The organism is Gemmobacter nanjingensis, from assembly GCF_014652195.1.
Taxonomy (GTDB): domain Bacteria; phylum Pseudomonadota; class Alphaproteobacteria; order Rhodobacterales; family Rhodobacteraceae; genus Gemmobacter; species Gemmobacter caeni.
The window spans coordinates 655,720-669,814 of record NZ_BMYI01000001.1 but is presented as its reverse complement, the minus strand read 5'-3'; the positions used below and the strand labels follow the sequence as shown (position 1 = coordinate 669,814).

At 65.9% G+C, this 14,095-nt stretch carries 14 protein-coding genes; 6 read left to right on the top strand and 8 right to left on the bottom strand.

All coding sequences use genetic code 11. From position 1 onward, the window contains the following. Positions 1 to 48: 48 nt before the first annotated feature. Positions 49 to 1,248: a bifunctional phosphopantothenoylcysteine decarboxylase/phosphopantothenate--cysteine ligase CoaBC gene (gene coaBC / locus IE126_RS03450; RefSeq protein WP_189380162.1), complete on the top strand. Its 1,200-nt coding sequence runs from the start codon at positions 49 to 51 to the stop codon at positions 1,246 to 1,248. Here the strand turns inward: coaBC and IE126_RS03445 are convergent, their stop codons facing one another. Beyond that, positions 1,249 to 2,091, bottom strand: coding sequence for a protein-disulfide reductase DsbD domain-containing protein (locus tag IE126_RS03445; protein WP_229825197.1), 843 nt, complete (start codon positions 2,089 to 2,091; stop codon positions 1,249 to 1,251). It abuts the gene before it with no gap. 131 nt (positions 2,092 to 2,222) lie between these two features. Here IE126_RS03445 and IE126_RS03440 point away from each other — a divergent pair, with 131 nt between their 5' ends. After that, entirely contained in the window at positions 2,223 to 2,777 is a 555-nt protein-coding gene (locus IE126_RS03440; RefSeq protein WP_054302335.1) for a YqgE/AlgH family protein, read from the top strand. Between the two features lie 41 nt (positions 2,778 to 2,818). Here the strand turns inward: IE126_RS03440 and IE126_RS03435 are convergent, their stop codons facing one another. Together IE126_RS03435 and IE126_RS03430 are read right to left on the bottom strand one after the other, a co-directional pair. Next, complete coding sequence (locus IE126_RS03435; RefSeq protein WP_189380161.1) at positions 2,819 to 3,880, bottom strand: quinone-dependent dihydroorotate dehydrogenase; 1,062 nt, start codon at positions 3,878 to 3,880, stop codon at positions 2,819 to 2,821. Continuing rightward, entirely contained in the window at positions 3,877 to 4,215 is a 339-nt protein-coding gene (locus tag IE126_RS03430; RefSeq protein ID WP_054302333.1) for a DUF952 domain-containing protein, read from the bottom strand. Before IE126_RS03430 ends, IE126_RS03435 begins: the two co-directional genes overlap by 4 nt. Before the next feature lie 171 nt (positions 4,216 to 4,386). Between IE126_RS03430 and IE126_RS03425 the strand changes: the two genes are divergently transcribed. The 3 genes from IE126_RS03425 (at position 4,387) to IE126_RS03415 (ending at position 8,865) form a co-directional block, all read left to right on the top strand. Further along, positions 4,387 to 5,970: a bifunctional metallophosphatase/5'-nucleotidase gene (locus IE126_RS03425; protein ID WP_189380160.1), complete on the top strand. Its 1,584-nt coding sequence runs from the start codon at positions 4,387 to 4,389 to the stop codon at positions 5,968 to 5,970. Positions 5,971 to 6,099: 129 nt separating this feature from the next. Next, positions 6,100 to 7,467: an aspartate aminotransferase family protein gene (locus tag IE126_RS03420; RefSeq protein ID WP_189380159.1), complete on the top strand. Its 1,368-nt coding sequence runs from the start codon at positions 6,100 to 6,102 to the stop codon at positions 7,465 to 7,467. A 3-nt stretch (positions 7,468 to 7,470) separates the two neighbouring features. Beyond that, the gene (locus IE126_RS03415) at positions 7,471 to 8,865 is read left to right on the top strand and encodes a glutamine synthetase family protein (RefSeq protein WP_189380158.1); all 1,395 of its coding nucleotides are present in this window, start codon (positions 7,471 to 7,473) and stop codon (positions 8,863 to 8,865) included. 131 nt (positions 8,866 to 8,996) lie between these two features. Here the strand turns inward: IE126_RS03415 and IE126_RS03410 are convergent, their stop codons facing one another. The 5 genes from IE126_RS03410 to IE126_RS03390 form a co-directional block, all read right to left on the bottom strand. Further along, the gene (locus IE126_RS03410; protein WP_108128195.1) at positions 8,997 to 9,902 is read right to left on the bottom strand and encodes a peptidoglycan DD-metalloendopeptidase family protein; all 906 of its coding nucleotides are present in this window, start codon (positions 9,900 to 9,902) and stop codon (positions 8,997 to 8,999) included. Between the two features lie 9 nt (positions 9,903 to 9,911). Further along, a complete protein-coding gene (gene recR / locus IE126_RS03405; RefSeq protein ID WP_189380345.1) occupies positions 9,912 to 10,511 on the bottom strand; it encodes a recombination mediator RecR in 600 nt (199 codons plus the stop codon). Next, a complete protein-coding gene (locus IE126_RS03400; protein ID WP_108128197.1) occupies positions 10,508 to 10,852 on the bottom strand; it encodes a YbaB/EbfC family nucleoid-associated protein in 345 nt (114 codons plus the stop codon). The genes recR and IE126_RS03400 overlap by 4 nt, the downstream gene beginning before the upstream one ends. A gap of 50 nt (positions 10,853 to 10,902) precedes the next feature. After that, entirely contained in the window at positions 10,903 to 12,660 is a 1,758-nt protein-coding gene (locus IE126_RS03395; RefSeq protein ID WP_189380157.1) for a DNA polymerase III subunit gamma/tau, read from the bottom strand. A gap of 65 nt (positions 12,661 to 12,725) precedes the next feature. Further along, positions 12,726 to 13,394: an FkbM family methyltransferase gene (locus IE126_RS03390; protein WP_189380156.1), complete on the bottom strand. Its 669-nt coding sequence runs from the start codon at positions 13,392 to 13,394 to the stop codon at positions 12,726 to 12,728. A 175-nt stretch (positions 13,395 to 13,569) separates the two neighbouring features. Between IE126_RS03390 and IE126_RS03385 the strand changes: the two genes are divergently transcribed. Continuing rightward, entirely contained in the window at positions 13,570 to 13,896 is a 327-nt protein-coding gene (locus tag IE126_RS03385) for a DUF3775 domain-containing protein (RefSeq protein WP_108128200.1), read from the top strand. Positions 13,897 to 14,095 lie beyond the last annotated feature (199 nt).

Below are 14,095 nucleotides of genomic sequence, written 5' to 3'. Positions count from 1 at the left end.
TTCCGGGTTTTGCCCCCTACACCTTCGGTAACGGGTTGGAGAGGCGCGATGCTGGCAGGAAAACGTATTCTTCTGATCGTCGGCGGCGGAATCGCGGCTTACAAGGCGCTGGATCTGATCCGGCGGCTGCGCGAGCGGGGCGCCAGCGTTCGGGCGGTGATGACGGCGGCGGCGCAGGAATTCGTGACGCCCTTGTCCGTGGGGGCGCTGACAGCGGATCATGTGTTCACCGATCTGTTTGACCGGCAGGACGAACAGGATGTAGGGCATATCCGGCTGGCGCGTGAGGCCGATCTGGTGGTGGTGGCGCCCGCGACCGCCGATCTGATGGCGAAACTTGCCAACGGTCATGCCAATGATCTGGCGTCTGCCGTCTTGCTGGCGACGGACAGGCCGGTGCTGCTGGCGCCCGCGATGAACCCGCGCATGTGGGCGCATCCGGCGACACGGCGCAATCGGGTGGTTCTGGCCGGGGACGGGGTCTTGTTCATCGGGCCGAACCGGGGCGAGATGGCCGAGGCGGGCGAAGCGGGCGAGGGGCGTATGGCCGAACCCTTGGAGATTGTTGCGGCAGTCGAGACCGCGCTGGGCGGTGGGCCGCTGGCGGGGCGGCATGCGCTGGTCACTTCGGGGCCGACGCATGAGCCGATTGATCCGGTGCGCTATATCGCCAACCGCTCCTCCGGGGCGCAGGGCACGGCCTTGGCGGTGGCGTTGCGTGATCTGGGGGCGGATGTGACCTTTGTCACCGGCCCGGCAAGTGTGCCGCCACCTGCGGGGGTGCGGGTTGTACGGGTGGAAACCGCACGCGAGATGCTGGCGGCGGTGGAGGCGGCGCTGCCGGCTGAGGCCGCGATCTTTGCGGCGGCGGTGGCGGACTGGCGTGTGGCCAATGCCGGGGTGCAGAAGATGAAGAAGGATGGCTCAGGCCGGGCGCCTGCGCTGGAATTCGCGGAAAATCCCGACATTCTGGCAACGGTGTCCCGGCTTGCCGAGGGGCGGCCCCGGCTGGTCGTGGGCTTCGCGGCCGAGACGGAAACCGTGGTGGAGCATGCGACGGCCAAGCGGGCGCGCAAGGGCTGCGACTGGATCGTGGCCAATGATGTCAGCCCGTCGACCGGCATCATGGGCGGGGCGGAGAATGCAGTGGTCCTGATCACCGGCGAGGGTGCGGAGGTCTGGCCACGCATGGGTAAGGACGCCGTGGCGCGCCGGCTTGCCGCGCGGATCGCGGCGGCGCTGGGCTGATCACTCCACCGGGCAGCCGGTAACTTCGAGCGCTTCGGTGGCAGACAGCACGGTAAGGCGCAGCTTTGCCGGGTCGAAGCTCAGTGGTGTGCCGCGCGGCGGTTCCATTTCCGCAACAGCGACCAGTTCGTTGCCTTCCCGACGCACCTCGGTATCCGAGACCCAGAGGCTGCCGCCCGGTTCCATCACCACGGTTTCCGGAGATGTGGCTGCAGGAAGGTGCAACCGGGCGGTCACCCGAAGGCCGTCCCCGGTGGGGGTAAATTCACAATGCAGCGCCGTCAGCCCGGCCTCGGTGGCGGGGCGGGGTTGTGCGGCCAGCGCGGCGCTGATCAGGCCATCGGGCGCCCCCGGTCCCGTCAGGTCAGCGCCGAGTTCCAGTGTGGCGGGCATGCAGATGTCATTGCAGACCCCGAGCTCCATATCCGCGCGCAGGGACACTGGCCTGCTCGGGTCGGCGGGGGTGATCTCGACCGGCAGCACGACCTCATCGCGGTAGCCGATGGTCTGCATCCCGAGAAAATCGAACACTTCGGGGCGCGGCCAATGCACCTTGACCGATCCCAGATTGCTGGAACCCGCCCAGTCAAACACCGGCGGCACTCCGGCATCGCCGGGGCTGCGCCAATAGGTCTTCCAGTGCGGCGCAAGGCGCAGATGCAGGGCCGCGAAATGGCGTCCGTCCGCCTCGCGCCAGCCGGGGCGCAGCTCGGCTTGCAGGATGTCGGCCTGGGTCGGCACCTCGGCCAGGGCTGGCAGGGCGGTCAGGGCGAGCAGGGGGGCGAGGAACGGGCGCATCATCATGGCGCCAAGATAGGCATCGGGGGCGGAATGCGAAATCACATTCCGGCGACAGTGACGTGTGCGTGTCCTGCATGCCGCAGGGGCGCGTGCCGGCTGGCGCCGATGTCGGGAAGCGGGGGCTTGAGGCCCGCCGGGCTTCGCGCCATATGATAGGGCGAAGGGAGATCGTCATGGACCTCGCCGGAGCCTTGCTCATCTCGATGCCCGCCATGGGCGATCCGCGCTTTGAGAAAAGCGTCATCCTGATCTGTGCCCACAGTGACGAGGGCGCGATGGGCCTTATTGTCAACAAACCCTCGCAAGAGCTCGATTTTGCAGGGCTTCTGGAGCATCTGGAAATCCCTGCAGCGCCAGAGGGGCGTGATATTCGTGTGCATTTCGGCGGGCCGGTGGAAATGGGACGCGGCTTCGTGCTGCATTCCGCGGATTATCGGGCGGTTGGCGGCACGATGCAGGTGGCGGGCGGCTATGCGATGACCGCGACACTGGACATCCTTCAGGAACTGGCGCAGGGCGGCGGGCCGCGCGATGCGTTGCTGGCCCTGGGCTATGCGGGCTGGGGGCCCGGGCAGCTTGAGGCTGAAATCGCGCGCAATGACTGGCTGACCACCGAACCGCCGCCAGGCCTGATCTTCGCGGCCGATGACGGTGGCAAGTGGTCGGCGGCGCTGAAAGCGATGGGAATCGATCCGCTGGTGTTGTCGCCCTCTGCCGGGCGCGCCTGATCGCCGGGCGACGCAAATTTCTTCTTGAAGAAATTTGCGGCTCAGAGCCAGCGGTCGCGCCCGGTGCCGACCGCGCCGGCAAGGGTGGTGAAGCCTTCTCGGGCCGCAATGACATCCATGCCGCGCGCGATGCGGGCAGCAAGCGAGATGCCCTCGTACACCATGGCGGTATACACCTGCACCGCCGTGGCCCCGGCGCGGATTTTCTCCCACGCCTGTTCCGGGCTGGAGATACCGCCCACGCCGATCAGGGGCAGGCGGCCCTCGGTCAGCGCCGAGAGGCGGGCAAGAACGCGGGTCGATTTCTCGAACAGGGGGGCACCGGACAGGCCACCCGCCTGATCGCGATGGGGCGAGGCCAGCCCGTCGCGCGACAGGGTGGTATTGGTGGCGATGATGCCGCTGATCCCTGATTCCAGCGCGACACCGGCGACGTCTTCCAGTTCGCCCTCTGACAGATCGGGGGCGATCTTCAGGAAAACCGGCACCGGGCGGGCCAGACCGGCGCGCACCTCCATCACCCCGGCCAGCAGTGCGGCCAGCGCAGCGCGGCCCTGCAGGTCCCGCAGCTTTTCGGTATTGGGCGAGCTTACGTTGACGGTGGCAAAGTCGATATGAGGGCCGCAGGTGGCCAGAACCACGCCGAAATCGGCGGCGCGGTCGGCCGAATCCTTGTTGGCGCCAAGGTTCAGCCCCACCGGAACCGGCCCCTTCGGGCGCAGAGCCAAACGCGCCGAGATGGCGCAGGCACCTTCGTTGTTGAACCCGAAGCGGTTGATCGCGGCGCGGTCCTCGCTCAGCCGGAACAGGCGCGGTTTCGGGTTGCCGGGCTGCGGGCGCGGTGTGGCGGCGCCCACTTCCAGAAAGCCGAAGCCGGACCGCATCAGCGGGTCCAGCGCGACGGCATTCTTGTCGAACCCGGCGGCAAGCCCGACCGGGTTGGGCAGCGCCATCCCGGCCAGATCGGTCGCCAGACGCGGCGAGGTTACGACGCCTGGCAATGGCACAAGCCCGCTGCGCAGCGCGGTCAGCGACAGGCCATGGGCACGCTCGGGGTCACAGCGATGCAGGGCGGCGAGGCCCAGGGTTTCGATCAGGCTCAAATCACGCCCTCGGGGAAGATATGGCCGGAAATGCCCAACGGCAGGGATTTGTCCCACACCACATCGGCAAGGCGGAGAGGCCGGTAAAGATGCGGGAACAGCGCGCCACCGCGCGAGGCTTCCCATTTCAGGTCGGGGCCGAGGCCGTCGCCCTTGACGGCGACCAGTACGAGATCGCTTTCCGACGCGAACCATTTGGCGGCGGTTTCGACCACCTGACCGGCGGTCGAGAAATGGATGAACCCGTCCGCCAGATCGACGGGGGCGCCCGCAGTCTGGCCCGCGGCGCGGAAGGCATCCCATTCGGGGCGGCGGAAGATCTTGTAGATCAGCATGTGGCCTGATTGCACCGTGCAAGGCTTTTGGTCAATGCCTGCCGGGCTTGCGCGGAAAATTGCTGGTGGTCACGCTGTCGTGATCTTCCTGCGGCAAGGCAGGGCAGAAGGCTTTGACACGCGTCCGCCCACCGCGCAGTCTGGACCGATCAACCTGAGAGGGAGCTTTGGATGTTCGCACGATTTTATCTTGGCGCAGCGACACTTGCGCTGGGTGCAGGTGCCGCGCAGGCCGATTACACGCTGCATATCCTGCACATCAATGATTTCCACAGCCGGATCGAGGCCGTCAACAAATACGACAGCACCTGTAGTGCCGAGGAAGCCGCCGAAAATGCCTGTTTCGGTGGCGTTGCGCGGATCAAGACCAAGGTGAACGAACTGCGCGACGGGATTCGCGCCGCCGGAGGCAATGTCATCGTGCTGGACGCGGGGGATCAGTCGCAGGGCAGCCTGATGTTCACCACCTACAAGGGCGATGCCGAGGCCGATTTCATGAAAGAGATCGGATTCGACGCCATGGCGCTGGGCAACCATGAATTCGACAACGGCCCCGAGGGCGTCGTGCCGTTTCTGGAGCGGGCGGGGGTGCCGGTGATTTCCGGCAATCTGGATTTCAGCCAGAACAATCTGCTTTCGGGCCGGGTGCAGAAGCATCTGGTTCTGGAAGTTGGGGGCGAGAAGATCGGTATCGTTTCGGCGCTGGCGACCGATACGCCCGAAACCGCCTCGCCGGGGCCGACCGTGATCTTCAGGGATGACATCGACAGTCTGAAGGGCGACGTGGCCGAACTGGAGGCGCAGGGCGTCACCAAGATCATCGCGCTGACCCATGTGGGTTACAAGCGCGATCAGGAAATCGCGGCCGGGGTGCCCGGTCTTGACGCGGTGGTGGGCGGGCATTCCCATACGCTCCTGTCCAACACCGATGAAAAGGCGGCGGGGCCCTATCCGACCATGGTCGGCGCGGTGCCGGTGGTCACGGCCTATGCCTATTCGAAATACCTCGGCCATCTGGAACTGACCTTCGACGATGCCGGTGTGCTGAAAGAGGCAAAGGGCGAACCTGTGCTGCTGGATGCCTCGGTCGTGCCGGATGCGGCGGTCGAGGCCAGGGTGAAGGAACTCGCCGGGCCCATCGAAGAGCTGAAGGGCAAGGTAGTGGCCGAAACCGCCGAAGCCATCGACGGCTCGCGCGATTCCTGCCGGGCGGTTGAATGCCAGATGGGCAATCTGGTGGCCGAGGCCATGCTGGACCGTGTGAAGGATCAGGGCGCGCAGATCGCCATTGCCAATGGCGGGGGGCTGCGGGCAGGGATCGACGCCGGCCCCGTGACCATGGGCGAGGTTCTCACGGTGCTGCCGTTCCAGAACACGCTGTCCACCTTCACCGTCGATGGTGCGACGATTGTCGCCGCGCTGGAAAACGGGGTGAGCCAGATCGAGGAAGGCGCAGGTCGCTTCGCGCAGGTGGCCGGGCTGAAATTCACCTTTGATCCGGCGCAACCCGCAGGCAGCCGCGTCTCGGATGTGCTGGTGAAGGAGGGCGACGCCTGGGCACCCATCGACCCGGCCAAGGACTATCTGGCAGTGACGAACAACTATGTCCGTGGCGGTGGTGACGGCTACAAGATGTTCATTGACGCCAAGAACCCCTATGATTTCGGGCCGGATCTGGCGGATGTGACGGCAGATTATCTGGCGAAGAATGCGCCCTACACGCCCTTTACCGATGGGCGCATCACCCGCAAGTAAGGCGGCTTTCATCTTTGCCTGATCACGCGGCCTCTGCCCGGGGCCGCGTGTGTCGTTTGAAGGGCGTGGAATGGCGCTTGAATTTGATCAAATCATGCCGCATAACCCCGTCATTCTGGAGGATGGACCATGACGGATTCCGTGCGGATCGCTGGGGTTGAAGTGACGCGGCTGCGGGCCATGGCCGCGCGCGAGGCGAAACGCTACGCTGCGGCCCGGCCGAAAACCCGCGCGGCGCTGGACGCCGGGGCGGGAGCCTATCTGGGCGATGTGCCGATGCACTGGATGCGGGACTGGCCGATGCCCTTTCCGATGCTGGTGAAACGGGCCGAGGGCGCACGGCTGACCGACGTTGACGGCTTCCGCATTGACGATTTCTGTCTGGGCGATACCGGCTCGATGTTCGGCCATTCCCCGGCGCCGGTGGCAAGGGCCATCCGCCGTCAGGCCCGGCGCGGGCTGACCTATATGCTGCCGACCGAAACCGCGCTGGAGGCGGGCGCGCTGCTGAACCGCCGCTTCGGCCCCTATCGCTGGCAGATCGCCACCACAGCCACCGATGCCAACCGCTTTGCCCTGCGCGTGGCGCGGGCGGTGACGGGGCGGCCGAAGGTGCTGGTGTTCAACGGCTGCTACCATGGCACCGTGGACGACACGATGATCGAGCTGCGCGACGGTCATACACACGCCCGGCAGGGGCTGGTCGGGCAGGTCGAGGATCTGTCTCTGGTCGCCGAAGCGGTAGAGTTCAATGATCTTTCCGCCGTGGAGGCCGCGCTGGCCAAGGGCGATATCGCCGCCATCCTGACCGAGCCGGTGATGACCAATTCCTGCATGGTGCTGCCGCAGGCGGGGTTCCATGACGGGCTGCGCACGCTCAGCCGCCGCTATGGCGCCCTGTTGATCATTGACGAGACGCATACGATTTCCTCGGGCCTTGGCGGTTACAGCCGGGTGCATTCGCTGTCGCCCGACATCTTCGTGGCCGGAAAATGCGTGGCGGGCGGGATGCCCACCGCCGTCTGGGGGATGACGGACGAGGTGGCCGCGCGCTTCGCAGAATATGACGCGCACCGCCCCTCCGGCCATTCCGGTATGGGCACCACGCTTTCGGCCAACCCGATGCAATTCGCCTGCCTCAAGGCCAATCTGGCCGAGGTTATGACGCCCGGGGCTTATGCTCATATGGAAAAGGGCGCCGAACGCCTTTCGGCCGGTCTGCGCCGCGTGATCGAGGCGCACAGAGCCCCTTGGCATGTGGTTCGCGTTGGTGCGCGAGTGGAGTTCATTTGCGCCCCCGGTCCGCTGACGAACGGCGCCGAAGCCGCGACTGCCCATCAGCCCGAACTGGAAGCGGCCATCCACACCGCGCTGCTGAATCGCGGCAGCCTGATCGCCCCCTTCCACAACATGATGCTGGTCAGCCCGGTCACCCGAAAACGCCAGATCGACCGCCTGATTGCCGCCTTCGACGAAATCCTCACCGAATTGTTCTGAGACATGACCGATACTCACAGCCCCTCCGGCTCGACGCTTGCCGAGGCCGAAGCCTTTCTTGCCGCCCACCCCGAGATTGAAGCCTTCGACATCGTGCTGCACGACGCCAATGGCATCGGACGCGGCAAGATCATCCGGCGCCACGAATTGCTGTCCTTCTTTAAGGGCGGGCGGCATCTGCCGATCTCGATCCTCGGCCTCGACATCTGTGGCGAGGATGTGCACGAAACCGGGCTGATCTGGGATCAGGGCGATGGCGACCTGCGCGCCTGGCCGATCCCCGGCACGCTGAAGCCCTTGCACAACACCAACCCGCCGCGCGGCGAGGTCTTCATGTCGATGTATGATCTCGACGGCAACAAGATGACCTCGGACCCGCGCCACGCCCTGCAACGGCAGGTCGACGCGCTGGCAGCCGAAGGGTTGCACCCGGCGGGCGCTTTCGAGCTGGAGTTCTTCCTGCTGGCCAATGACCGCGACGCCAATGGCAAGATGGTCCCGGCGCGCGACGTGCTGGATGGCCGTCCGTCTTCCAGGACCGAGGTCTATTCGGTCGATCACCTGCACGGGATGCTGCCGCTGTTTTCCGACATCTACGCAGCGGCGGGGAAGGCGGGGATCACGGCAGAAACCCTGATTTCCGAATATGCCCCCGGCCAGTATGAACTGACGCTGCATTACCGCGAGGATGTGATGCAGGCAGCGGATGATCTGATGCGCCTGAAACGCATCGTCCGGGCGCAGGCGCGGGCACATGGCGTGACCGCCTGCTTCATGGCCAAGCCCAACGAGGATTATGCAGGCTCCGGCATGCATTTCCATGTCTCGATGCAGGATGGCGAAGGCCGCAACGTCTTTGTCGAGGCGGTCGAAGGCCAGTGGTCCGATACTATCCTGCACGCGTTGGGAGGACTGCGGGCGACCATGGGCGAAAGCATGCTGGTCTTTGCCCCGCACGCAAACAGCTGGCGCCGTTTTGCCGCGCAAAGCTATGCGCCGGTCAGCCCGACATGGGGGGTGAACAATCGCTCCGTCGCGTTGCGCATCCCGGCTGGTGACATCCGCGCCCGCCGGATCGAACACCGCCCCGCCGGGGTGGACGCCAACCCCTATCTGGTCGCCGCCACCGTGCTGGCCGGCATCCGCAAGGGGCTGGCCGAAAAGCTCGACCCCGGCGCGGAAACCACCGGCAACGGCTATGAGGGCGGGCAGGACGCGCCGCCGATCCCGGTGGACTGGCGTTCTGCAATCGAGGTGGCAAAGGGCTCGGCCTTCCTGAAACAGGCACTGGGCGAGGACATGCACCGCACCTTCACCGCGATCAAGGCAGCCGAATATGCCCGCGTTGCGCGCACGGTGTCAGAGGTGGATTTCGACCTTTACCTGCATACGGTCTGACCGCCGTCGCCGCGCCGGGTGGCGCTGTCGGATTTTGAGTATTTGGGCAAGAAGCAAGGGACAGGGCGTGCGCCTTGCCGTTTGCTTCTTGTCAAAATACTCAAATTACCCGGCCGGGGCGCCCCGCGTGGTCAGCGGGCAAAGGCGCCTTCCGGCAGCCGCAGGATCAGGTTCGGGTCGGGGCAGATGTCCTGCCAGACGTCCCACAGGCTTTCGTGTCCGACGCCGAAGAAGTTGCCATCGGTCTGTTCCAGCATGTCGGTCATGATCTGGAAATGCAGATGCGGCGCCCAGCCGCCGTTTTCGGGCCAGTCGCCCAGATGGGCGATGATCTGACCGGCGGCGACGGTCTGGCCGGGTTCGCAGAGGCCGGGCAGGCTGGCGCCGAGGTGGCCGTATAGTGTGAAGAACCGTGTCTCAGCCGCCTCGTGTTCCAGAATCAGCGTGTGGCCGTAGTCCAGCGGGTCGGCGTTGTAGGTGACTGACAGAACACGGGCGGGCAGGGGCGCGTGGACCGGCGTGCCGGCCGGTGCAAAGACGTCGATCCCCATATGGATCATCCGCCGTTCGGCGCTGGCGGCATCGGCGAATTGCGCGGCGGTATAGACGCTGCGTTTCTCGCCATAAGGGCCGAGGCCATAATCGGCGCCTGTTGCCTCGAACCAGCGGTCGAAGGCGGTGTCGGAATAGGCGGGCATGTCGGGCATCTGGCCGCCGGTCAGCAGGGCGATATGTCGGCTGGTGGCGATTTCCGGCTGGAAGACGGGCGCCACTTCGGCCTGTGCCAGCCAGTCGCGTATGGCGGCGGCATTGCGTGTGGCGGGCAGGCCCGCGCCCGCGCGCAGCACGGCACGGAGAAGCCCCTGATCGACGGAGGCCAGCCGTGCCGCCTCGGGCGCGTCGCCCAGGGCGGCCAGCAGCGCGGGCAGCAGCACCTCGACCTCAGCCGGGGGCAGGCCGGTTCCGGCGCGGCGCAGGGCGGCGTAAAGGTCGTCCTGCCCGGTCAGGCTGGCGGCGATGCGGTCGATGTCTGCCATGTGGGGCCTCTAAACCTGTCTGCGGGCGCGCAGGGCCGCGCCGATCGTACCATCATCGAGATAGTCAAGCTCGCCGCCCACCGGCACGCCCTGCGCCAGCGAGGTAATGCGCACGCCTGTCGGCTCCAGCGCGTCGGCAATGTAATGCGCGGTGGTCTGGCCATCGACGGTGGCATTGAGCGCAAGGATTACCTCGGCCGTTGCCTCGTCCCGCACGCGGGCCACCAGCGCGGGGATGCGCAATTCGTCGGGGCCCGTGCCATCCAGCGCCGACAGCGTACCACCCAGAACGTGATAGCGGCCGTGAAACACACCTGCCCGCTCCATCGCCCAGAGGTCGGCCACATCGGCCACCACACAGATCTCGCCGGTCTGGCGTTTCGGGTCGGCGCAGATCGGGCAGAGGTCGGAAGTGCCGATATTGCCGCAGGTGGCGCAGTCGCGCGCGGTCAGCGCGACATGGGCCATGGCCTGTGCCAGGGGCGCCATCAGCGGTCCGCGCTTCTTCAGAAGCGTCAGCACCGCGCGCCGGGCCGAACGGGGCCCAAGCCCCGGCAGCCGGGCCATCAGCCCGATCAGATCCTCGATGTCCGAGGGGGCGGTCATCAGAAGGGCAGCTTGAAATCGGGCGGCAGGCCCAGCCCTTCGGTCATCTTCGCCATTTCCTGCTGGCCGCGCTGTGCCGCCCTGGCCTGCGCGTCCTTGATCGCGGCGACGATCAGATCCTCCACCACTTCCTTTTCGGACGGCACGAGGATGGCCGGGTCGATGTCCAGCCCGGTGATGTCGCCCCTGGCGGTGCAGCGCGCCTTGACCAGCCCGGCCCCGGCCTCGCCGATGACCACGCTGTTGGCGAGCGTTTCCTGCATTTCGGCCATTTTGGCCTGCATGTCCTGCGCGGCTTTCATCATCTTGGCCATGTCGCCAAGCCCGCCCAAACCTTTCAGCATCGCATCCTCATTGTTCTGTCTGTGGAAGATAGGGCGCCGCCGGGGCGGGCTCAATCCTCTTCGAAGGGGTCCCATTCATCCTCGACCTCGGGCAGGGCCTGAACGGCGGCTTCCTGCGCCATGGCTTCGGGCGTGCGGATTTCCGTGATCTTCGCGCCGGGGAAGTTCGCCAGCACCGCCTGCACGAGCGGGTTTTGCAGGGCTTCCGCTTCTGCCGCGCGGCGGTCCGCGTCGCGGGTTTCCGCTACGGTTGCCGCCCCGCCGGTGGAGACGACCGAGACGCCCCAGCGCGCGCCGGTCCAGCCTTGCAGCCGCTGCGACAGCGTGGCGGCAAGATCGGAAGGCGCGTCAGCCGTCGGTTCGAACTCGATCCGGCCGGGGGCGTATTTCGCCAGCCGCACATGGCGTTCAACCGCGAGAAGCAGCGTCATGTCGCGCTTGTCACGGATCAGGTCCAGCACATGATCGAAAGTGGCGTAGACGGTCAGCCTGTCCTCGGCCACCGCCAGCGCGGCACCGCCCTGCATGGTCGGTCCCATGGCAGGGCCTCGTGCGGGCGCCATCATGCGGGCGGGGGCATGAACCATGCCACCACCCCCACCCCCGCCAGCCGGGGCGCCGCCTGGCCCCGGTGCGGGCGGCGGGCCGGATTGCAAGCGACGGATCAGCGCCTCGGGGTCGGGAAGATCGGCCACATGGGTCAGCCGGATCACCGCCATTTCGGCCGCCATCATGGCATTGGGGGCCAACCCCACCTCTTCAATGGCTTTCAGCAGCATCTGCCACATCCGCGACAGCACCCGCATCGGCAGGCGCTGGCTCATGTCAAGGCCACGGGCGCGTTCGTCAGGGGGAACGGTCGGATCATCCGCCGCCTCGGGCGTGATCTTGATGACTGAAATCCAGTGCGTGATCTCGGCCAGATCGCGCAGAACCGCCATCGGATCGGCACCATCGGAGTATTGCGCCGACAGTTCGGCCAGTGCGGCGGGGGCATCGCCCCGCATCACCATGTCGAAGAGATCGAGCGTGCGGCCCCGGTCGGCCAGCCCGAGCATGGCGCGCACCTGATCGGCGGTGGTTTCCCCGGCGCCGTGGGCAATGGCCTGATCCATCAGGCTCATCGCGTCGCGGACGGACCCTTCGGCGGCGCGGGTAATCAGCGCCAGTGCATCGGGGGCGAGCTTCGCGCTTTCCTTTTCCGCCACCTTCGCCAGATGCGCCATCATCACCTCGGGTTCGATCCGTTTCAGATCGAACCGCTGGCAGCGGCTGAGCACGGTCACCGGCACCTTGCGGATTTCGGTGGTGGCGAAGATGAATTTCACATGCGGCGGCGGCTCTTCCAGCGTCTTGAGCAGCGCGTTGAAGGCGCTGTTCGACAGCATGTGAACTTCGTCGATGATGTAGATTTTATAGCGGGCCGAGGCGGCGCGGTAGTGGACGCTTTCGATGATTTCGCGGATGTCGCCCACCCCGGTGCGCGATGCGGCGTCCATCTCCATCACGTCGACGTGGCGGCCTTCGGCAATGGCACGGCACTGGTCGCAGATCCCGCAGGGTTCGATCGTCGGGCCACCCTGACCATCGGGGCCGATGCAGTTCAGCCCCTTGGCGATGATGCGGGCAGTCGTGGTCTTGCCGACACCGCGCACCCCGGTCATCACGAAGGCATGGGCGATGCGATCCGCCGCAAAGGCGTTCTTCAGCGTGCGCACCATCGCCTCTTGCCCGATCAGATCGGCGAAAGTGGCTGGGCGGTATTTGCGGGCCAGAACCTGATAGCCCTGCGCTGCGGTTTCGGACATGGCATTCCCTTCGTCTGTCCGGCCAACCTAAGGGCTCGGGCCGTCGCCGTCCATGGCCTGCGCGGTCAATGCCAGTCCCAGTTCACCCTCGGTCGCGTCAGGTTGTGGGTCCGGGCCTTCAGGGCACGGGTGCGGGCCGCGAGCGCGCGCACCACCCGTTCATGCGATTCGATGAAGACCTGATCCACGCGCGCGAAATCCGGGCATTGCAGCAGCGCCTCGATCAGCGGCACTTCCGCCCCCTCGATGTCGATTTTCAGCACCGCAACCTCGCGGTTCAGACCGGCGAGGAAGCGAGGAAAGCCGATCATCTCCACCTCATGCGGGCGGCCAGGGTCCATCTTGTGCTTGTCGGAAAAGATGGAGGAGGAACTGGTGCGCCGGTCAGGCGCGGCGTCGAAATCCGTGCGGCGATAAAGGTTGATCCTTCCATCCGCCACACCGGCCGCAGCAGGGATCAGCCGCACATTCGGGCGGGTTCCGACCCGCGCCTGCAACAGTGAGAAGGCATGCGGATCAGGTTCGAAGGCGATGACATCCGCCCCGGTTTCGGCCAGCCGTTCCGTGTAGACCCCGACATTTGCGCCAAGATCAATCGCCAGTGTACCGGGCCCAAGCCGGGACAGGGCAGTTTCGAAAGCCTCGAAGGCTGCGCGCCGGGCCCGGGCCTTGCGTCCGGTCAGGCGGGACAGAAGGTAATCGGCTTCGGTATGAAGGGTGTGGAAAAGCTGCATGAGGGTCCATCAGTGGCACGCTGCAAAGGTGATTATTCGTGCGGGCCATTTCCAGCCCCCTCTCGGGTGAAAGTTTGGAAATTCGGCAGCACATCGCGGGCCGGTGCCAGGGTGGCCATGCTGCCACTTGCATTCGCCCGGACACGGGCGCAGCATGACGCAACAGGAGGTTCCCATGATCGAGATTAGCCCGGCCAAGGTGGTGCATGTGATCTATCAGTCCCGTGAGGGCGATATGGGCGACCGCGAGTTGCACGCCTTCATCCGCGCGCTGAACGAGGATGAGCAGGCGCATCTTGTGGCGATCGCCTGGGTCGGGCGTGGGGTCTACGAGGCTGGCGATTACGCCGAGGCGCTGGCCACAGCCTACCGCGAACGCGCGGTGCCCACGGACAAGTATCTGATGGGCATGCCGCATTTGGCGGAAAACCTTGAGGCGGGGCTGGAGGCCATGGGCATCGACGTCAGCGCGGAAGAGGAAGCCTTCCTGCGCGACCACTGACCGGGCAGGGGTCATGTGCCATTGAAAGGTGTCGCAAGCAGAACTGGCATGCCTGAAATTCAATATTTTGCCGCCTGACGCCCGGATCGACAAAGGGTCCAGGTTCGGCGTTTAAGGCTTCCTTGTTTTCGGGGGCTTCTGACGCCATATTTCACTTAACTACCTGATACAAATGAAACCACGCCTGATGGCGAGGCCG

Excerpts from the sequence above, each read along its gene's own strand:
- coaBC (WP_189380162.1), top strand. The coding sequence starts at position 49 with ATGCTGGCAGGAAAACGTATTCTTCTGATCGTCGGCGGCGGAATCGCG.
- IE126_RS03440 (WP_054302335.1), top strand. The coding sequence starts at position 2,223 with ATGGACCTCGCCGGAGCCTTGCTCATCTCGATGCCCGCCATGGGCGAT.
- IE126_RS03430 (WP_054302333.1), bottom strand. The coding sequence starts at position 4,215 with ATGCTGATCTACAAGATCTTCCGCCGCCCCGAATGGGATGCCTTCCGC.
- IE126_RS03425 (WP_189380160.1), top strand. The coding sequence starts at position 4,387 with ATGTTCGCACGATTTTATCTTGGCGCAGCGACACTTGCGCTGGGTGCA.
- IE126_RS03420 (WP_189380159.1), top strand. The coding sequence starts at position 6,100 with ATGACGGATTCCGTGCGGATCGCTGGGGTTGAAGTGACGCGGCTGCGG.
- IE126_RS03415 (WP_189380158.1), top strand. The coding sequence starts at position 7,471 with ATGACCGATACTCACAGCCCCTCCGGCTCGACGCTTGCCGAGGCCGAA.
- IE126_RS03410 (WP_108128195.1), bottom strand. The coding sequence starts at position 9,902 with ATGGCAGACATCGACCGCATCGCCGCCAGCCTGACCGGGCAGGACGAC.
- IE126_RS03400 (WP_108128197.1), bottom strand. The coding sequence starts at position 10,852 with ATGCTGAAAGGTTTGGGCGGGCTTGGCGACATGGCCAAGATGATGAAA.
- IE126_RS03395 (WP_189380157.1), bottom strand. The coding sequence starts at position 12,660 with ATGTCCGAAACCGCAGCGCAGGGCTATCAGGTTCTGGCCCGCAAATAC.
- IE126_RS03390 (WP_189380156.1), bottom strand. The coding sequence starts at position 13,394 with ATGCAGCTTTTCCACACCCTTCATACCGAAGCCGATTACCTTCTGTCC.
- IE126_RS03385 (WP_108128200.1), top strand. The coding sequence starts at position 13,570 with ATGATCGAGATTAGCCCGGCCAAGGTGGTGCATGTGATCTATCAGTCC.